Genomic DNA, 18761 nt, shown 5'->3' with positions numbered 1-18761 from the left:
GAGCGGTCTGCGGCGGCCGTACCCTCAACCGGCCGTGGCCTGCGCCTCCCTGTTGATCTGCTCGAACTGCGCTCCCATGGCGTCGGAGAGGGCCTGAGCGGCCGAGAGCGGGCGGACCATGACGGTGAACTCGTCGATGAGCCCGTTTTCGTCGAGGTGCAGGAAGTCGCACCCGGTGATCTCGCGGTCGCCGACCCGGGCGGCGAAGACGAGGGCGTGGTCACGGCCGTCGGCGTCGTTGATCTCCCGTATGTAGTGGAAGTCCTCGAAGACGCGGGACACGCCGCGAAGGATCGCCGCGGTGATGGCTTTGCCGGGGTAGGGGCGGAAGGCGACAGGGCTGGTGAAGACGACGTTGTCGGCCAGTAGTGCCTCCATGGCCTCGTGGTCGTTCGCTTCCACGGCCTTGCGGAATGCGTGCACGCGGGTCACCTCATAGTCAATTTGATGAGTAAGTGTGGAGGACAGTAATCGCATCGATGTACTGTGTCCATATGTCTTTGAAGTACGCGGTCCTGGCGGCGCTCCTGGAGGGCGAGGCCTCCGGCTATGACCTGGCCAAGATCTTCGATGTGTCGGTGTCGAACTTCTGGGCGGCGACGCCTCAGCAGCTCTACCGCGAACTGGAGCGCCTGGCGGGGGAGGGCCTGATCGCTGCGCGGGTCGTTCCGCAGGAACGCAGGCCCAACAAGCGGATGTTCACCCTCTCGGAGGCCGGACGGCAGGACCTCGCCGCCTTCACCGCCAAACAGCCCCGCCCGACCGCGGCCCGCGACGAACTCATGGTCAAGGTCCAGGCCGTCGACGGGGGAGACGTGGAGGCCGTGCGGGCGCACATCGAGGAGCGGATGGAGTGGGCGCGCGGGAAGCTCGCCCGCTACGAGCGGCTGCGCCGGCATCTCCTCGGCGACCTGAGCGAGGAGGAGTTCCTACGGGACGGTGAGCGCATCGGCCCCTATCTGACACTGCTGCGGGGCTTCTCCTTCGAGGAGGAGAACCTGCGATGGGGCCAACAGGTCCTGGAAATCCTGGCACGCCGCACGGCGTCCGCCGACCGGGCCTGAGAGGCGCCGACCATGACGAACACCCCATACCTGCGCTATGTCGCCCTCGGGGACAGTCAGACCGAGGGCCTCGGTGACGGAGACGACGCCACCGGCCTCAGAGGCTGGGCGGACCGGCTCGCCGAGCGCCTCGCGCAGACCACACCCGAGGTGCGGTACGCCAATCTCGCCGTCCGCGGATGCGTCGCCGCCCAGGTGCACACCCAGCAGCTCGCGCCCGCCCTCGCCCTGCGACCCGACCTGGTCACCGTCGTCGCGGGAATGAACGACCTGCTGCGCCCGAGCTTCGACGCCGACGAGGTGGCAGGCCACCTGGAAGCGATGTTCGAGGCCCTGACCGCATATGGTGCCCGCGTGGCCACGCTGACCTTCCCCGACGTCGGGCGGATCATCCCGCTCGCGCGCCCGATCAGGCCCCGCGTCGTCGCACTGAACCACCGCATCCGCACCGCGGCACAGCGCCACGGAGTGGTCGTCGCGGAGACCTCCCACCACGACGTCGTCACCGACCCGCGGATCTGGAGCCCCGACCGGCTGCACGCCGCCCCGCTCGGCCATGACCGGATCGCGGCCGCCGTCGCGCACGCCCTGGAACTACCGGGCAGCGACGAGACGTGGACGCACCCGCTGCCCCCGCCTGCCACCCCGGTCCCGGCAGGGTGGCGCGCGGCGGCGGCCGAGGCGCGCTGGGCCGCCGCGTTCCTCGGTCCTTGGATCGGCAGGCGTATCCGGGGCCGCTCGTCCGGCGACGGCCGCAGCGCCAAGCGTCCGCAACTGGCCGCGGTGCAGGCCCGTCCAGCACCGTGAGGACCTTGAGCTAGGCGCGCGTCGGGTTACCGCTGCGCGACGCGGCCGCTTTCGGTCAGGCGCCGGCCGGGGGCTTCGCGCGGGGCTCTCGGTCGCCCTCCCCGGGAGCGTCCTTCAACTGAAGGCCGTTCTCCCAGATCTTGTTGAGGGTCGTGACGAGACGCTCGAACGGAATGCGGTGTTCCAGGACGAACACCAGGTACGCCATGCGGCTCACCATGACGGACAGCGCGTGCGCGGTGACCAGCGGATCGAGGCTCGGATCGGCCTCGCCGTCCTGCTGGAGGGTGCGGATCATCTTGGCGTTGCGCCGCACGAAGGCGTTACCGCGCTCCACGCGCAGTGCCAGGAAGTTCTCGTCGATCTGAGCGACTTGCTCGAAGAGCGCCATGAGGCGGGCATTGCGCTGGTATGCGCGCAGGTACTCGCGGTTGGCGGCGTCGATGAGCTGCCGGGTGTCGGTGATGCCGGTGCGCTCGCGCAGGTGCGGGTGGAGCATCTCCTCCTGCACCATCTCGACGAGCGCCTGGAAGATCTCTTCCTTGCTGTTGAAATACGTGTAGAACGACCCCGACGCGACGTTCGCGGCCTGGGTGATGTCCGTGATCCGCGCATCGAGATAGCCGTCGCGCTCGAAGACTTCACGCGCCGCGGCGATGAGCGCGTTCCGCGTCCGCATGCCGCGCCTGCTCCGCGGGGTGATCGGTTGCTTCCGGCCGTCTGCGGCCGGGGCCTGGGCAGCCAAGGTGGTCCATCCCTGTCGTTCGAACACGTACGGGTGGCAGCGGATGCTATCAGCTGGTGGCCCCCTGACCTCGGGCGTTGCCCCTCCACCGGTGTCTGACCACCTCGTTCGACGGGATGACAGGCGTCAACCGACCGACAGGGGCGGTCCGAGCCGGGGCTCGCATGAATATTGAATGTGGCTTCATCTTCACAGTAGGGTCCGGATCGTCGCCACAGGTTGCGCGGCGGACACCGCACGATCCGGATCCGGGCCACAGGACGAGCTGGGGAGGTCACGAAAGTGACTCAGGGTGCTCAGGTGCAGACGGGGGAGACGGTTCTCGCCGAGCGTCGCGGCGCGGTCATGGTGATCACGCTGAACAGGCCGGACCGGCTCAACGCCTGGAACGACGAGCTGGAGGACCGCTACTTCGCGTTGCTCGACGAGGCGGAGGCGGCCCCCGACGTACGGGCGATCGTCCTCACCGGCGCGGGCCGCGGATTCTGCGCGGGCGCGGACATGGCGGATCTGCAACGGGCGGGCGCGGCGGCGGACTCGGCCGCTGCCCGGTTGGCGGACCGCGCCGGCCGGGTCCGGCCCCGGTGGTTCCCGCTGACGGTCCGCAAGCCGATGGTGGCGGCGGTCAACGGCGCTGTCGCCGGGCTCGGGCTCGTCGAGGCGCTGTACTGCGACGTCCGGTTCAGCACCCCGGACGCCAAGTTCACCACGGCGTTCGCCCGGCGCGGACTGATCGCCGAGTACGGCATCGCCTGGCTCCTGCCGCGTCTCGTTGGGCCGGGCGGAGCGCTGGACCTGCTGCTGTCAGCACGGGTGATCCGAGGCACGGAAGCCCACGAGATGGGCCTTGTCAACCGCCTCGTCGAGGCGGACCGGCTCCTGGACGAGGCGGTCGCGTACGCCACCGGGCTGGCGACCTGGTGTTCCCCGACGGCGATGAGCGTGATCAAGGATCAGGTGTACCGCGGACTGGACACCGACTTCGCCGCAGCGGTCGAACGGGCGGACGCGCTGATGCCGGAGGCATTCCGGCGGCCCGATGCCGCCGAGGGCGTCGCCGCCTACCTGGAGAGCCGCCCGCCCGTGTTCCGCCCCCTCGACCCCAAGTGACGCCCCGGAGGCGCGCGCATGTCGAACGCTGCTGAAGCCATCTGGGAACACTCCTGGGCCGCACCCGAACGCATCGCCCTGCGCGGCGACACCGGCGAGCCGTGGACATACGGAACGCTGCGCGCCCGGGCCGCCGCCGTTGCCGGCCGACTGCGCGAGCGCGGCGTACGGCCCGGCGATCGGGTGCTGCTCGTCGCCCCATCCGTCCCCGAATTCGCCGCGGCCTACTACGGCATCCTCGCGGCCGGAGCCATCGCCGTCACCGCCAACACCATGTCGCCACAACGGGAGCTGGCGTACATCGGCGCGGACGCGGGCGTCTCACTCATCCTCGGACGGCACGCGAGCACCCCGGCTCCCGAGCAAGTCGCGGTCGAACTGGGCGTCCCCTACGGCGAGTTGGACCCGGGTCTTGCCGGCTTCACCGGCCTCGGTGAACGCGGCACCGATGCGGAATTCGCGATCAGCGCGCCCCACCCCACCGAGGACGACGATACAGCCGTCCTGCTCTACACCTCCGGGACCACCGGCAGGCCCAAGGGCGCCCAGCTGACCCACGGCAATCTGGTCGCCTGCGCCTCGGTCTTCTGCGAGGTGTACGAGATCACGGCCGAGGACCGGGCCGTGACCGGACTGCCGCTGTTCCACGTCTTCGGCCAGGTGTGCGTCATGGCCACCACGATGCGCGCGGGCGCGAGCCTGTCCCTCCTCGAACGCTTCGACGCCGACTCGATGCTGGCCATGCTGCGGCGGGACCGACCCACCTTCACCGCAGGGGTACCCACGATGTGGAACGCCCTGCTGCGCGCCGCCGGCGACGCCGACGCCGCGGACTTCACCGGCCTGCGCCTGGCGTCGTCCGGCGGCGCCTCGCTGCCCGTCGAGGTGATGCGCGCCTTCGAGGAGCGGTTCGGCTGCGCCATCGTCGAGGGGTACGGGCTGACCGAGACGGCGGGCGCCGCGACCTTCCAGGACCCGCGACGCCCGCGGAAGCCCGGGTGTGTCGGGCGGGCGCTGCCCGGCTGCGAGGTGTCCGTACGCGGTGACGACGGCGCGGAGTTGCCGCCGGGCGGGATCGGTGAGGTGTACGTCAAGGGCCCGGTGGTGATGAAGGGGTATTGGAACCGCCCGGAAGCCACCGCTGATGTGCTGCACGACGGCCGGCTGGCGACCGGCGACCTCGGCACCATGGACCCCGACGGGGACCTCCGCATCGTCGACCGCAAGAAGGATCTCGTCATCCGCGGCGGCTACAACGTCTACCCGCGCGAGGTCGAGGAGGTGCTCTACGAGCACCCCGACATCGTCGAGGCCGCCGTCATCGGTGTCCCTGACACCCATTACGGCGAGGAGGTGGCGGCGGTCGTGGCCCTACGGACCGGCGCCCACCTCGACGCAGCAGACCTCCGCCGCTGGGCCAAGGAACGCCTCTCCGCCTACAAGGTGCCGCACGTCGTGGCGGTGGTCGACGAACTCCCCAAGGGCCCGACCGGAAAGATCCTCAAACGGGCCATCGACCCGGCCACGCTGAAGGCGGAGACGACGGAAGCGGCGCTCGGGCCCGCGGCCACCACGGATACCGCGAGCCAGGGCAACCGCGCGCCTTCCGGAGGTCACTGAACCCATGACGTCCACAACTGCGGCCGGTGCCACGCCGCCCTACGCTCGCGAGACATGGCGGACCCTTGAGCCGTACCACGGGGCCGTCTACTTCTCACCCGAGGCCCACGCACGCTACGGCGAGCTCGGGTCGGCAGGACAGGCGGCGTACTTCGCCTCGCGCTCCGCTGCTCTCGGACCGGCCTCCGCGGAACTCACGGTCGCCACGTTCTACAACTTCAACCCCGTGGCCGTGCACGCAGCGCTTCCCGCGGCGTGGGACGCGGCTCCGCCGGCGGCCTTCCTGGCCGCACGGCTGCGGGGCATCGACGCGACGCTGCGCCGAGTCCTCGGTGAGGACATCACGTCGGTGCGCCTGCGTCGTGCTGCCGAACTGGCCCGCCGGGGCGCCGAAGCCGCGCTGCCACACCTCCATGGGCGCCCCCTGTTCGCCGCGCACGCCGCGCTCCCGTGGCCGGACGAACCTCATCTGGTGCTGTGGCACGCGCAGACCCTGCTCCGGGAGTTCCGGGGCGACGGCCACGTCCAGGCGCTGCTCGCGGCAGGGCTGAACGGCATCGAAGCGCTGGTCACACACGCAGCGACGGGGGAGATAGCCGCCGAGACCCTGCGGACCACCCGGTCCTGGGCTCCGCAGGAGTGGGCACGCGCGGCGGACGGCCTGCGGGAACGGGGATGGCTCACGGACGCTGCCGACCTCGTCCTGACTCCCGAAGGGCGAGAGCGGCGAGCAGCCGTCGAACGGGTCACCGACCGGCTCGCGGCCGTGCCGTACACCACGCTGGGGCCCGACGCGTGCGAGGAACTGCGCGACCTGGTCCGCCCGTACAGCCTGGCGCTGGCGCGGGACCTGATGCCGTGGGCGGTGGCACGCCTCGGCCGTTCCCTCTGATGTTCGCTTGCGGAGCCGCCGCTCGGTGGCTCCGTCGGCAGTCGTGACGTCGATCGCCGGAGACGTCCGCCCCCGGGGGAGCGCGGCAGTTGCGCCATCCTGACCAGGTCAGTCGGCCGGTCCGCCGGTCAACAGCAGCTCCGCCAGGGGCGTACGCGTGTGGTGCACCGAGCGGCCCGTGCGTGTGGTGATGAGGAGCCCGGCGGCGCGCAGGGCCGAGGCGTGGGTGGAGGCCGTCGCGTTGCTGACGCCCATGCGGCGCGCCAGAGCCGTCGTCGTCAGGGCTTCCTCCAAGCAGCGCAGCAGCGCGAGCCGGGTGCGGCCGAGGACGTCCGCGAGAGGCTCGCCCGTCCGGCCTGCCCCCTCCGGGACGATCGGCAGCCCCACGCCCGCCGGGTAGGCCAGCGCCACCGGGCGGTCCGCCAGATCCTGGACGAGCGGGCCACGCCGCCAGTGGAACGTCGGCCGAAGGAGCAGTCCGCGCCCGCGAAGTCGTACCTCTCGCACACCCGGGGCGCCCGGCAGGGGCCATTCCCAGACGCCGTCGCGCAGCCGTGACCCCGGGGCCAGAGCCGTCAGGGCGGCGCCGAGACCCTGGCCGGAGACCGTGACGGCATGGCGGGCGAACTCCGCCCGGTGCAGATCCTGGACCTGGGGCCACACCGGCGCGAGCACCGACTCGTACGCCGCTCGCTGCGCCCGGCCGAGTGTCCGCCAGGCGCCGGTGTCCCCGGCGTGCAGGGCGCGGATCCACGGCGGGGCCGGCCGGCGTGCGTAGACCTGCTCGACCCCGGCCCGCACGGTCTCCGGGCGGGCCGATCTGATCAGAGCGAACCCCTCTTCCGGTGTGTCGCCGAGGACATCGAGGAAGGAGGGGGCCACACCCTCCGGCGCGAGGTCCGCGAGCGGCCCGGCCGCGCTCGGGAGGGACCGCAGCAACCTGCCCCGCCAGCGTCCGAACAGCAGCTCCTCGTGCGGGGCGCCCAACATCAGCAGGGCGGCGTGCAGTTCGGGTACGGGCGAGGGCCGCGGCGCGAACCGCACCCGCGCGAGATCATCCGCCGTGAAGTGGATCCGGATCATGTACATTCCCCCGCCGCGCGCCAGCTTTTCGGACCAGGCCGCAAGCTTCGCCTCGACATGGTGTCCGCCCCCACGATGCCGTTCATGACCCCTTACTTCACACCCGGTCGCCGTTCCCTGGCCAAGGGCGCCCTCGCCGGGGCTGCCACGATGCTGATCGGCAGCGACAGGGCCTCCGCCGCCTCCAGCGCCGCGCCGTTCCTGCGTCTGCCGGCTCCTGACGGGCCCTGCCCCGTCGGTGCGACGACCCTGCACCTCGTCGACCGCTCCCGCAACGACCCGTGGGAGCCCGAGATCGGCGTACGCGAAATCATGGTCACCGTCCTGCGGCCGGCCGCCCCCGGCCACGGCTTCCCGCGCGCTCCGCAGCTGACACCGGGCGCCGCCGCTCGCTTCGCCGGCCTCGCCCAGCGGATCCACCCGCAACTCCCGGGTTCCGGAGTCGACTGGGCGGCCACCCTCACGCATGCTCGGACCGGGGCCCCGCCCTTGCCGGGCCGGCGCCGCGTGCTCCTCTACAGCCCCGGCGGTGGCGACGCCCGCACGACGGGCAGCTCCCTCGCGGTGGACCTCGCCTCGCACGGCTGGACGGTCCTCACCGTCGATCATCCCGGGGACGCGAGCCAGGTGGAGTTCCCCGACGAGCGGCCCGGCCGCGAACGGGTCCGGTCCACCGCGCTGCACGGTCCGCCCGACGCGGCGGTCTTCCGCACCATGATCGACACCCGGGTCGCCGACCTCCGCTTCGTCCTCGATGCCCTCGGCCTCGACCGGGTCGGCGTCTACGGGCACTCCGCGGGCGGCACCGCGGCCGCGCAGGCGCTCCACGAGGACCGGCGGATCGCCGCCGCCGCCAACCTGGAGGGATATCTCGACCAGATGGACGGCGAACTCCTGCCCGTGGCCCGGCAGGGGACGGACCGGCCGCTGCTCCTGGTCGGCACCGACGGCTTCCGCGACGCCCGGCTCGACCGGTCCTGGGGAGCGCTCCTCGCCCATGCGGGCCCCGTTTCCCGGCGGCAGCTCGATGACGCCGAGCACTGGGTCTTCACCGACTACGCGTCCCTCGTCCCGCAGCTCCACAGGGCCGGCCTGATGACCGCCGCCGGGCGCGCCGCCATGGTCGGCCGGGCCGATCCGCGCATCGCGGTGCCCGCCGTGCGCGACCTCGTGCGGTCGTTCTTCGCCGGTCACCTGCCGAGCTGACGGCCCGCCCGAGCTCTCCCGCCCTCTGACGCTTCACCGCCATGCCACCCATTGAAGTTGAACTCAGATTCAAATACGGTGACCGGAGTCGGCCGCCGAGGCGGTCGTCGGACAGCCGTACGGGATGTGTGGGACGGAGACTTCGTGCAGATCAACGGCAAGGTCGCGATCGTCACGGGCGCGGCGGGAGGCATCGGCGCCGCGATCGCGCAGCGCCTTCTCGAGGAAGGAGCGCGCGGTGTCCTGCTGACGGACCTGGACGCCGCCCGCCTCGACGCGACGGCGAAGCGGCTCGCCGACGCCCATGCCGGGCGGGCCGCGGGAGTGGCCGCGGACGCCTCGTCGACGCAGGACCTGCGGCGCCTGATCGGTGCGGCCGAGGCGGAGTTCGGCCCCGTCGACCTCTACTTCGCAAATGCCGGAGTGGGCGGCGGCTCCGGGCTGGATGCGAGCGAGGAAGCGTGGTCCACCGCGCTCGACGTCAATGTCATGGCGCATGTGCGCGCGGCGAAGCTGCTCGTACCGGGGTGGGTCGAGCGCGGCGGAGGCTACTTCTTCAGCACCGCGTCGGCCGCGGGACTGCTCACGCAGATCGGCTCGGCCACCTACTCCGTCAGCAAGCACGCTGCGGTGGCCTTCGCCGAGTGGCTTTCGGTGACGTACGGGGATCAAGGTGTGCGGGTCAGCTGCCTGTGCCCGCAAGGCGTCGAGACCGGACTGCTCATGGCGGGGACGCGTTCGGCCGACCCCGTCGAACGTGCCGGTGCGCGTGCCGTACTGGACTCGGGGGAGCTGCTGCAACCCCTGGACGTCGCCGACCGCGTGCTGGCCGCCGTCGGCGACGAGCGGTTCCTGGTCCTGCCGCACGCGCAGGTGCTCGACTTCTACCGCCGCAAGGGCAGCGACTACGACCGATGGATACGCGGCATGCGGCGCTACCAGGAGGCAGTGAAGTGACCGGCACCCGCAACGCCGTCCTCTTCGACTTCGGCGGCGTTCTGACCACCAGCGTGGTCACCGCCTTCGAGGAGGTCGGGAGGCAGCTCGGCACCGACCCGCGGCTGCCTCTGCGGCTGCTGGGGACGGATGAGCGGAGCAGCACGCTCCTCGTGGCGCACGAGGAAGGGCGCATCGGTGAGCGGGAGTTCGAGGAGGGCTTCGCTGCACGCCTGCGTGCGCACGGCGTGACGGTGGAGGGCGAGGGCCTGGTGAGCCGGATGCAGGCGCTGCTGAGCCCCGACGCCGACATGATCGCCCTGGTGGCGGAGCTCCGGGCCGACGGCCACCGCGTCGGTCTGCTCTCCAACTCCCTCGGCGACGACTGCTATCGGGGCTTCGATCTGCCCGCCATGTTCGACGCCGTGACCGTCTCCCGCGACATCGGTGTACGCAAGCCGTCGCGCCGCGCGTACCAGGCGGCCTGCGAGCGGCTCGGTGTACGGCCCGAGGACACCGTGATGGTCGACGATCTCCAGCAGAACATCGCGGCCGCACACCGCATCGGCCTCTCGGGAGTCGTCCACCGGGAAGCGGCCACGACCGCACGCGAGCTGCGGGAGCTGCTGGCGCCGGCGGGCCGTCGGCCGGTGTCTTCGACCGAACAGTGAATCAGCGATCCGCGACCGTGGGAGGACCCGTGTTCGAAACGTCCGACAGGGCCAAGGAGTACCAGGACAAGCTGCTCGCCTTCATGGACGAGCACATCTACCCCGCCGAGCCCCTCTACGAGGCGCAGATGGCCGCGTCGGGGGACCCGCACTTCCACCCGCCGATCCTCGAAGAGCTCAAGACCGAGGCACGCAAGCAGGGCCTGTGGAACCTCTTCCACCCGCACCCCGAGTGGGGCCCCGGTCTCACCAACCTCGAATACGCGCCGCTCGCCGAAATCATGGGACGCAGCGCGCACTTGGCGCCCGAGGCCACCAACTGCAACGCCCCCGATACCGGCAACATGGAGGTCCTCACCCTCTTCGGCACCGAGGAGCACAAGGAGAAGTGGCTGAAGCCCCTGCTCGCCGGTGAGATCGCCTCGGCGTTCGCGATGACCGAGCCGGCGGCCGCCAGTTCCGATGCCCGCAACATCCAGATGCGGATGGAGCGCGACGGCGACAGTTACGTCCTGCACGGGCGCAAGTGGTGGACCTCCAACGCCCTCCACAAGAACTGCAAGGTCCTCATCGTCATGGGCAAGACCGACCCGGAGGGCCCCAGCCACCGACAGCAGAGCATGATGGTGGTCCCGCTCGACACCCCGGGCGTCACCGTCCTGCGCAATCTGCCGGTGTTCGGCTACCAGGACCGCGAGGGCCACGCGGAGGTGCTCTTCGAGGACGTCCGCGTACCGGCGACGGCCCTGCTCGCCGGCGAGGGCGACGGTTTCATGATCAGTCAGGCACGGCTCGGGCCGGGCCGCATCCACCACTGCATGCGTTCCATCGGCATGGCCGAGCGTGCTCTCGATCTCATGATCGACCGCGCGCAGGCACGGACGACGTTCGGGGCGCCCCTCGCCGACCGGGCCAACATCCAGGACTGGATCGCCGAGGCACGCATCGAGATCGACATGGCGCGTCTGCTCACCCTGAAGGCCGCCTACCTGATGGACACCGTCGGCAACAAGGAGGCCCGCACCGAGATCGCCGCGATCAAGGTCGCCGCTCCCGAGGTCGCGCTGAAGGTGATCGACCGCGCCATCCAGGTCCACGGGGGCGGCGGCGTCTCCGACGACTTCCCGCTCGCCAGCATGTACGCCCACCTGCGCACCCTGCGCCTGGCCGACGGCCCGGACGAGGTCCACAAGCGGACCATCGCGCTACGCGAACTGCGCCGGCGCGACGCCAACTGGGGGAGGGCGTGACCAGCCCGTGAGGAGGGCGAAGAGGTCATAGCCCGAGCCACCTGCCCAGCGCCCTCGCGCTGGGCAGGATGAGCGCATGACCATGGACGAGAACGCCCGCTTCTCCCTGCCGCGGGGCGCGACGGGCTTTTTCCGACCCGAGGACGGCCCGCTGCCGGAGACCGACCGGCGAACCTTCCACACCGGGCTGTACGCGGCCGCCCGCCTCGCCGGCGGGACGGTGGGGGAGGGGGAGCACAGGGCGTACCCCCGTACCTTCCGCACCGCGTTGTGCGCGGGCCAACGCCTGGACCAATCAGCTCTATGTCGTCAACCTCAACGCCGCCGACCCGGCCGGTGTCGGGGCCAGTGCCATCGTCGACCCCGAGGGGGTCGTCCGTCAGCAGGCGGGCTCCGGCGAGGAGGTGCTGGTCGGCGTCCTCGATCTCGACACCGTCACCCGAGTCCGCACCTACGGATCCGCCGGCATCAACCGCCCCTGGTCCCAGCTCGCCCGCTACGGCGACCGGATCGGACTGCCCATGTACGGAGGGACGTTCCAGCCGACGTCGTGGAGCGGCTGAGCCGGGACGGGGCCCGGCTCACCGTCGAGGCTCCACCGGTCCCCGCCGAGGAGACGGCCCTTCCGGTCCGCTGCGGCTGCGCGGTCATCTACGGTGAGCGGATGACCGATCCTTGGAAGGCGACCGACGCCGGTGTCCTGCGGTTTCCCTCCGGGCGTCTCGTGAGGGGGCGGGGGCTGCGGCGACCGTTGCCGGACGGGCCGGTGCCCACCTTCGCCGTCCATCTGCTCGGTGAGCGTCCGCCCGAAGTCCCCTGGGAGGAACGGTGGTTGCGCTGGCCGGACTTCTGGCTTCCCAGGAGCCGTGAGGAGGCCCGGGCCGTCTTCCGTGAGGCGTGGGAGCTGGCCGACGCCGAGCGTGTCGAGATCGCCTGCGCCGGTGGCCGGGGCCGAACCGGCACGGCCCTGGCCTGCCTCGCTGTGCTGGACGGCGTACCGGCCGCCCGGGCCGTGGAGTTCGTACGCGAGAACTATCACCCTCGTGCCGTCGAAACCCCCTGGCAGCGGCGGTACGTCCGCCACTTCACGGCCTGACAGCGGCCACCTCCGGCAGCCGGTTGCCCTTGGACGCGGTGAGGTTTGACGCCGCCGCTCCTCGTGGCGGGTTTCAATCGGCCGGAAACGGCAATCCGCTTGTCATGTCCAGACGTACTCGTAGTGGCAAAGGCGAAGCAGCGAAGGTCATCGTCGTCATCGCGGACCTCACCGCGGTGATCCTCGGGCTCTGGATCCTCTTCGCCCTCCTCGACGCAAATCGCGCGAACGACCTGGTCAGCTGGGTGCAGTCGGCAGCCGGTTGGCTGGCCGGATGGTCCCATGACCTGTTCACGATGGACCCGGACTGGCTTCGGACCGTGCTCAACTACGGTCTGCCCGCCGTGGTCTACGTCCTCATCGGACACGCCCTCGCCGCCCGGGTGCGTGCCGCGGCCTGATCATGGCCGTGGCCTGATCTGAGCGGCGGGACGTCCTGTGCGGGCGGCGACGCCCCTGCGGTCCAAGCGCGGGCCGGTGCTTTCGTGTCGACGGTCCGCGCTCGGCTCGCGCGAGGGCGGCCCGCTCAGCTGTCCATGAGGCCGACGAACATCGTCCGGTGCAGGATCTCGACGTGGCGCTGGGCGATGCGGGCCGCGGCGGTGGCATCACGCCTGCGGATGGCGGCAATCAGTTCGCGGTGTTCGTGGTTGGAGTCGCGGAGGGTCTCCACCGGATACGGCAGGTAGTAGCGATAGAGGTCGTGGAGCACCTCGGTGTAGGGCTCCACGATCGACGAGAGGCCGGTGGCGGCGGCCAGCGCGAGGTGGAAGCGTTCGTCGCAACGGTGGAACTCCGCCCATCCGTCAATGCCGTCCATCTCCTCGACCAGGGCATCCAGGCTTCCCAGTGCGGCGTCGTCGGCGTGGCCGGAGGCCAGATGCGCGATGCCGCATTCCAGGGCGAGCCGGTGGTCGATCAATTGGTGCACCGTGACGGCGGTGGCATCGGACCGGTAGGCGGCGGTTGCCTCGACCGCGCCCTTGGGAGGGCGGAGGGCGACGAGGGTCCCGCCGTTGCGGCCCCGGCGACGCTCCAGCACGCCCTCCTTGTCCAGGGAGACCAGCGCGCGGCGCACCGTGATCTCGCTGACGCCCAGCGCCTCGGCGATCTGCCCGGTGGCCGGCAGCCGCTCGCCGGGCGCCAGCAGTCCGAGGTCGACGGCCAGGGCTATCCGGGCACGCACCGTCTCCAGGGCCGACAACTGTCGAATGCCCTTCAGCGGCGGGGCGTTGAGAGCCATGGAACTCCCGGGCTCGGCGTCCGCCGGAGCCGGGGGAGAGGCGACGCCGGTGGCTGCAGAAGGCGCCGGAGGCGGTGCCGTGCCCGGCGTGGGCGGGTCGCTGGGTCCAGGCATGACGCCACTCTAGCCGCTGCTCAGAAAAACAGCTCATCTTGAGCACTCTTGTTTAACTGCTCATCCTGCTCTAATTTCGGTGCACCCGATATGAAGCAGGTGGCTGCACGTGTCCCGTCCCCTCCCCATCGCCCTCGTCCAGGCGCCGCCGCGCCCGGCAGGGACACCCGTGTCCGGCTTCGCCGAGGAAGCGGAGGCCGTTCTGCGGCGCTTTCCGCAGACCCGGCTGATGGTCTTCCCCGAGCTGCACCTGTGCGGGATCGACGAGGCGGAGGACGCGGACCGGCAGCTCCAGGAGGCCGCGGTGCCGCTGGACGGCCGCCGCGTCGTCGAGCTGGGCAGCCTCGCCCGCGACCTGGGCGTCTGGCTGCTGCCCGGCAGCATCTGCGAGCGCGGGCCGGCGGGGGAGCTGTACAACACCGCGTTGGCCTTCTCCCCGGACGGCGAACTGGCGGCCTCGTACCGGAAGGTCTTTCCGTGGCGCCCGCGCGAGCCGTACGTCCCAGGTGACCGTTTCGTGGTCTTCGACATCCCCGGAACGGGACGGGTCGGATTCTCCATCTGCTATGACGCCTGGTTCCCGGAAGTCGCACGTCATCTGGCGTGGATGGGGGCGGAGGTCATCGTCAACCCGGTCATGACCACCACCTCGGACCGGGCCCAGGAACTGGTCCTCGCCCGGGCCAACGCCATCGTCAACCAGGTCTTCGTGGTGAGTGTGAACACCGCGGGCCCACCGGGGACGGGCCGCAGCCTGGTCGTCGACCCGGAGGGCCTGGTCCGTACCGAGGCGCCGGGCGACGGCGCCACCGTGCTGACCGACGTGCTCGACCTGGACCATGTCACCCGGGCGCGGACCTACGGCACGGCCGGGCTCAGCCGCATGTGGGCGCAGTTCACGGACGCCGACACCCCGATCGACCTCCCCCTGTACGGCGGCCGGATCGATCCCCGGCGCTGGCACCCCGGCCAGGGAGGCACGACCCCTTCCTGAGGCGCGGCGCTACCCGCCGCCCCCGTCCCTTCCCCGTTCCCTTCTCGTCCCCGGAGTCTCGAATGGATCACCTCCCCGCCCCGCAGCTGGCACGGGAGCTCAACCTCAGAAGCGTCGTCCTGTTCGGCGTGGCACTCATGACGCCGATGATCGTGCTCGGCACCTTCGGTGTGGTCGCGGGCGACACCGGTGGCGCGGTCCCCACGGCCTACCTGCTGGCTCTGGCGGCGATGCTCTTCACCGCACACAGTTACGGCAAGATGGCCGCCGCGCACCCGGTAGCCGGCTCCGCGTACACCTATGTCCGGCGGGCGATCGACTCCCGGGTGGGCTTCCTGGTCGGCTGGGCAACGCTGTTGGACTACTTCTTCCTCCCCATGGTCATCTGGCTGATCGGCGGCGCCTATCTGCAGGCGCAGTTCCCCGGGGTCCCGCTCTGGGTGTGGATCATCGGCTTCATCGGCGTGACCACGGGGCTGAACCTTCGCGGCATCAAGACCGCGGAGCGGGCCAACGACCTGCTGATGATCTTCCAGCTGCTGGTGATCGGGATATTCGTCCTGCTCTCGCTGCGGCACGTCTTCCACCTCGGCGGGGCCGGTGCCCTCGCCTCCACCGCGCCCTTCGCCAACAACGCCACGACGCTGGCGGGCATCTCCGCAGGCGCCGCCCTCGCCGCGTACTCCTTCCTGGGATTCGACGCCGTCACCACGCTCACCGAGGAGACCGTCGACCCGAAGCGGACCATGCCGCGAGCGATCATGCTGACGGCCCTCATCGGCGGCGCCGTCTTCGTGACCGTCGCCTACGCCACACAACTGGTGCACCCGGGCGGCGACTTCGACGACCCCAACTCGGCGGCGTTCGAGATCGCCAAGACCATCGGCGGCGACGTGTTCTCGTCCGTCTTCCTCGCCGGTCTGGTCGTGGCCCAATTCGCCTCCGGGATCGCCGCTCAGGCCAGTGCCTCACGACTGCTGTACGCCATGGGCCGGGACTCCGTCCTGCCGCGCCGCATCTTCGGGTACCTCCACCCCCGCTACCGCACCCCCGCCCTGAACATCCTGCTCACCGGAGTCGTGGGGCTGATCGCCGTGCGGATGGACGTGGCGACCTCCACCTCCTTCATCAACTTCGGCGCCTTCACGGCCTTCACCTTCGTCAACGTCAGCGTCATCGCCACCTACCTGCGGCGCCGCCGGGCCGGCGAACGCCCCCACCGCCTCACCCACGTCGTCGCACCCGCCATCGGCGCCGCGGTCGACGTCTGGCTCCTCGCCCATCTCGACGGCAAGGCCCTCACCCTCGGCGTCATCTGGCTGGCCCTGGGCATCGGCTACCTCGCCTACCTCACCAAGGGCTTCCGCGTCGCGCCCCCGGTGATGGCCTTCACGGAGGAGGAGCCCGCCGCCAAGACCGGGTGAGCGGGGAGCGCGAGCCCGGCCGGATTCATCGCCGGGGCCGTGCAGAGGCCACGTCGCGCACGGGTCGGGCTCCTCACTCGGGCGCGGAGGGCAGCGCGGCCCGGTAGTCGGGGAGGGCAAGCGTGCTGACCTTCCGCCCCTCCCTGAGCATCCAGTTCAGGATCGCGCGCCTGCTCATCAGGCCGTTGCGGACGCGGATGCCGGTCGCGGTGGCGGGGGCGAGGAACTTGCCCGTGCGGTCGCCACCCTTCTGGCAGCCCTGGACGTAGGCGCGCATCGTGTTCTCGTACCGGGTGAAGGCCGCGCGGTGATCTCCACCGGCCAGCGCGAGTTCGCCGGCAAGGACGTAGGCGGCCACCACGCCGGTCCCCGTGCCCATGCCGCCGATGGTGGCGCCGCAGGCGGCATCCCCCACCAGGCAGATCCGCCCCTTGGACCAACTCGGCACGTCGGCCCGGCTGATCGAATCGAAGTAGAGCTCCGGTGCCTGCCGGAGCGAATCGAGGAGCCGTGGCACCTCCCAGCCGAGCCCGGCGAAGGCCGCGCCGATCAGGGCCTTCTGCCGGTCGGGGTCATGGCGGTCGTACGTGAGCTGAGGGGAGGCGAAGAGGAAGAAGGCGCCGGCTTTCGCCGCGTCCCGGGGGTCGCCGCCCACGCTCGCGAGCCTGCCCGGCGTGTTGAAACCGACCGAACCCCGCCCGAATCCCCGGTAGTTGGGCAGCTGCCAGGTGGCCGCGTAATAGCCGAGATGACGGACGAACCCCTCCTCCGGGCCGAAGGCGAGCCGGCGCACCTGGGAATGCAGCCCGTCGGCTCCGATCACGAGATCGAACTCCCGAGGCGCTGCGCTCCGGAAGGTGACCTGGACGCCCCCTGCGGTCTCGGTGAGGCCGGTGATCGAGTCGCCGAAGAGGTATTCGGTGTGCGGGAGGCTGTGTTCGTGGAGCACCCGCGCCAGGTCGCCGCGGGGAACCTCCACATCGCCGCCCGCGAACTCGGGTGGCAGGCCGAGCAGTTGTCGCCCGCGATCGTCGACGAAACGCATCGGGCTGCCTCCGGTCCGTATCCGGCGCAGCTGCGCGAGCACGCCCATCCGCTCCAGCACGGTCAGATGCGTCTCGCCGCGGAAGTCGACGGCCTGACCGCCGCCCCGTAAGGCGGGTGCCAGCTCGACCACGGTGGGCTCGAATCCGTAGCGGCCGAGCCAGTGCGCCAGCGCGGGCCCCGCGATGCTCGCACCGGAGATCAGGACTCTCCTCATGGGTGTCACTCCACTTCCTGGAACTGTGTCCGATGGACACTAATTATTATGTGTACCGTAGACACAGTTTTGCTGCCCGGCAAGACCGGAGACGGGAGCGGAGAGCATGAGCGACGAGCGCAGCGCGGGAGTGCGGCTGCTGTGGGGCCCGCACCCGAAGCCCTCCCGGGGGCCCAAACCGACCCTCAGCCTGGAACGCATCGCTCGAGCCGGCGTCGATGTCGCCGAGGCGGAGGGGCTTGCCGCCGTTTCCATGCAACGGGTCGCCGGGCTGCTCGACGTCACCAAAATGGCGCTCTACCGGTACGTGCCCGGCAAGTCCGAGCTGGTGGCACTGATGGTGGAGACCGCGATCGGTGAGGGCCCGCCGCCGGACGGGCCGCGCCCGGGCTGGCGGGAGCAACTCGGCGCGTGGGCACGCGAACTGGCAGCCGTATTCCACCGTCACCCATGGCTGCTGGACGCCACCGTCGGCCCGAGGATCCTTGGGCCCAGGGAGCTCGCCTGGACGGAACGCGCCATCGCCGCGCTGGAGGGGACCGGTCTGTCAGGAGCGGAACGGATGGACGCGGTCGTCCTGCTGGTCGGCCATGTGCGGGGAATCGCCCAACAAGCCCATGCCGCCGGGCCGGTGGGGCACCCCGAAGCGCAGTTCAGTGCCGCTCTCGGTGAACTCATGGAGGCGCACGGCGAGCACTACCCCGCCCTTGCCGCAGCCCTGACCTCGGTGGCCCAGGACGGTGGGCAGGACCAGGCATTGGAGTTCGGACTGCAACGCATCCTGGACGGATTGGGCCTGCTCGTCGCCGAGCGCTCGGGCTAGCCGTGTAAGACGTTGTTTCACTTGGTGAGTCGGCGGTAGCAGATGAGGGTTGCGGCTATGCCGACGAAGGCGAGGAAGTGCTCAGGCTTGCGTTCGTAGCGCCGGTGGAGGCGTCGGCAGCCGGCCAGCCAGGACACCGTTCTCTCAACCACCCAGCGGTGGCGACCGAGCCGCTGTGAGGGCTCGACACCTTTGCGGGCGATGCGATGAATGATTCCGCGCTCGCGGAGCCATCGCCGCAGGTGGTCGTAGTCGTAGCCCTTGTCGGCGTGCAACTTGGCAGGACGTCTGCGCCGGGGACCGCGCCGGGAGCGGATGGGCGGGATGCCTCGCACGAGCGGTGGCAGGCCGAGACTGTCGTGCATGTTGGCGCCGGAGATCCCCAGCGACAGCGGCAGTCCGTTCCGGTCGGTGACCAGGTG

At 70.9% G+C, this 18761-nt stretch carries 20 protein-coding genes and 1 pseudogene; 15 read left to right on the top strand and 6 right to left on the bottom strand.

The genetic code is table 11. From position 1 onward, the window contains the following. Window positions 1-24 precede the first annotated feature (24 nt). Window positions 25-423, bottom strand: a complete 399-nt coding sequence (locus ACGFZW_RS31640; protein WP_393896711.1) for a nuclear transport factor 2 family protein — start codon at window positions 421-423, stop codon at window positions 25-27. A gap of 71 nt (window positions 424-494) precedes the next feature. Here ACGFZW_RS31640 and ACGFZW_RS31635 point away from each other — a divergent pair, with 71 nt between their 5' ends. Together ACGFZW_RS31635 and ACGFZW_RS31630 are read left to right on the top strand one after the other, a co-directional pair. Then, window positions 495-1064, top strand: a complete 570-nt coding sequence (locus ACGFZW_RS31635; RefSeq protein WP_393896710.1) for a PadR family transcriptional regulator — start codon at window positions 495-497, stop codon at window positions 1062-1064. A 12-nt stretch (window positions 1065-1076) separates the two neighbouring features. Beyond that, window positions 1077-1871: an SGNH/GDSL hydrolase family protein gene (locus tag ACGFZW_RS31630; protein ID WP_393896709.1), complete on the top strand. Its 795-nt coding sequence runs from the start codon at window positions 1077-1079 to the stop codon at window positions 1869-1871. Between the two features lie 55 nt (window positions 1872-1926). Here the strand turns inward: ACGFZW_RS31630 and ACGFZW_RS31625 are convergent, their stop codons facing one another. Further along, a complete protein-coding gene (locus ACGFZW_RS31625) occupies window positions 1927-2550 on the bottom strand; it encodes a TetR/AcrR family transcriptional regulator (protein WP_393896708.1) in 624 nt (207 codons plus the stop codon). A 348-nt stretch (window positions 2551-2898) separates the two neighbouring features. On the opposite strand from ACGFZW_RS31625, the gene ACGFZW_RS31620 reads away from it, so the two are divergent. From ACGFZW_RS31620 to ACGFZW_RS31610, 3 genes are read left to right on the top strand one after another with little or no spacing between them, the layout of a single operon-like run. Beyond that, on the top strand, window positions 2899-3726 hold the full coding sequence (locus ACGFZW_RS31620) for an enoyl-CoA hydratase-related protein (protein ID WP_393896707.1): 828 nt from the start codon (window positions 2899-2901) through the stop codon (window positions 3724-3726). 18 nt (window positions 3727-3744) lie between these two features. After that, window positions 3745-5346, top strand: coding sequence for a long-chain fatty acid--CoA ligase (locus tag ACGFZW_RS31615; RefSeq protein ID WP_393896706.1), 1602 nt, complete (start codon window positions 3745-3747; stop codon window positions 5344-5346). Window positions 5347-5350: 4 nt separating this feature from the next. After that, window positions 5351-6238 (top strand): hypothetical protein, encoded by an 888-nt coding sequence (locus tag ACGFZW_RS31610; protein ID WP_393896705.1) that lies wholly within the window; start codon window positions 5351-5353, stop codon window positions 6236-6238. A 108-nt stretch (window positions 6239-6346) separates the two neighbouring features. On the opposite strand, the gene ACGFZW_RS31605 is transcribed toward ACGFZW_RS31610, so the two are convergent. Next, the gene (locus tag ACGFZW_RS31605) at window positions 6347-7321 is read right to left on the bottom strand and encodes an ArsR/SmtB family transcription factor (RefSeq protein WP_393896704.1); all 975 of its coding nucleotides are present in this window, start codon (window positions 7319-7321) and stop codon (window positions 6347-6349) included. A gap of 84 nt (window positions 7322-7405) precedes the next feature. Here ACGFZW_RS31605 and ACGFZW_RS31600 point away from each other — a divergent pair, with 84 nt between their 5' ends. From ACGFZW_RS31600 to ACGFZW_RS31570, 7 genes and pseudogenes are all read left to right on the top strand, one after another. Continuing rightward, complete coding sequence (locus ACGFZW_RS31600; RefSeq protein WP_393896703.1) at window positions 7406-8527, top strand: alpha/beta fold hydrolase; 1122 nt, start codon at window positions 7406-7408, stop codon at window positions 8525-8527. Between the two features lie 144 nt (window positions 8528-8671). Next, window positions 8672-9484, top strand: coding sequence for an SDR family oxidoreductase (locus ACGFZW_RS31595; RefSeq protein ID WP_393896702.1), 813 nt, complete (start codon window positions 8672-8674; stop codon window positions 9482-9484). Further along, window positions 9481-10134 carry an HAD family hydrolase gene (locus ACGFZW_RS31590; RefSeq protein ID WP_393896701.1) on the top strand — a complete coding sequence of 218 codons (654 nt, stop codon included), beginning with the start codon at window positions 9481-9483 and terminating at the stop codon, window positions 10132-10134. The genes ACGFZW_RS31595 and ACGFZW_RS31590 overlap by 4 nt, the downstream gene beginning before the upstream one ends. A 29-nt stretch (window positions 10135-10163) precedes the next feature. Further along, entirely contained in the window at window positions 10164-11384 is a 1221-nt protein-coding gene (locus tag ACGFZW_RS31585; protein ID WP_393896700.1) for an acyl-CoA dehydrogenase family protein, read from the top strand. Window positions 11385-11665: 281 nt separating this feature from the next. After that, window positions 11666-11947, top strand: a pseudogene (locus ACGFZW_RS31580) (nitrilase-related carbon-nitrogen hydrolase); the annotation flags it as partial. A 101-nt stretch (window positions 11948-12048) separates the two neighbouring features. Then, entirely contained in the window at window positions 12049-12480 is a 432-nt protein-coding gene (locus ACGFZW_RS31575; protein ID WP_393896804.1) for a protein phosphatase, read from the top strand. 104 nt (window positions 12481-12584) lie between these two features. Beyond that, entirely contained in the window at window positions 12585-12881 is a 297-nt protein-coding gene (locus ACGFZW_RS31570) for a hypothetical protein (RefSeq protein WP_393896699.1), read from the top strand. 125 nt (window positions 12882-13006) lie between these two features. On the opposite strand, the gene ACGFZW_RS31565 is transcribed toward ACGFZW_RS31570, so the two are convergent. Beyond that, window positions 13007-13837 carry a FadR/GntR family transcriptional regulator gene (locus ACGFZW_RS31565; protein WP_393896698.1) on the bottom strand — a complete coding sequence of 277 codons (831 nt, stop codon included), beginning with the start codon at window positions 13835-13837 and terminating at the stop codon, window positions 13007-13009. Between the two features lie 109 nt (window positions 13838-13946). On the opposite strand from ACGFZW_RS31565, the gene ACGFZW_RS31560 reads away from it, so the two are divergent. Beyond that, window positions 13947-14831 (top strand): carbon-nitrogen hydrolase family protein, encoded by an 885-nt coding sequence (locus ACGFZW_RS31560; protein ID WP_393896697.1) that lies wholly within the window; start codon window positions 13947-13949, stop codon window positions 14829-14831. 62 nt (window positions 14832-14893) lie between these two features. After that, window positions 14894-16255 (top strand): APC family permease, encoded by a 1362-nt coding sequence (locus tag ACGFZW_RS31555; protein ID WP_393896696.1) that lies wholly within the window; start codon window positions 14894-14896, stop codon window positions 16253-16255. Between the two features lie 73 nt (window positions 16256-16328). On the opposite strand, the gene ACGFZW_RS31550 is transcribed toward ACGFZW_RS31555, so the two are convergent. Beyond that, on the bottom strand, window positions 16329-17516 hold the full coding sequence (locus tag ACGFZW_RS31550; protein ID WP_393896695.1) for an FAD-dependent monooxygenase: 1188 nt from the start codon (window positions 17514-17516) through the stop codon (window positions 16329-16331). 106 nt (window positions 17517-17622) lie between these two features. Here ACGFZW_RS31550 and ACGFZW_RS31545 point away from each other — a divergent pair, with 106 nt between their 5' ends. Next, window positions 17623-18339: a TetR/AcrR family transcriptional regulator gene (locus ACGFZW_RS31545; RefSeq protein WP_393896694.1), complete on the top strand. Its 717-nt coding sequence runs from the start codon at window positions 17623-17625 to the stop codon at window positions 18337-18339. Window positions 18340-18356: 17 nt separating this feature from the next. Here the strand turns inward: ACGFZW_RS31545 and ACGFZW_RS31540 are convergent. Then, window positions 18357-18761, bottom strand: a 405-nt coding sequence (locus tag ACGFZW_RS31540) for an IS5 family transposase (RefSeq protein ID WP_393896693.1), incomplete at its 5' end; no start/stop codon positions are given.

This window comes from Streptomyces sp. NPDC048248 (assembly GCF_043201875.1).
Lineage (GTDB): Bacteria > Actinomycetota > Actinomycetes > Streptomycetales > Streptomycetaceae > Streptomyces.
The sequence above is the reverse complement of the archived record's forward strand: the minus strand, read 5'-3'. Positions and strand labels throughout refer to the sequence as shown.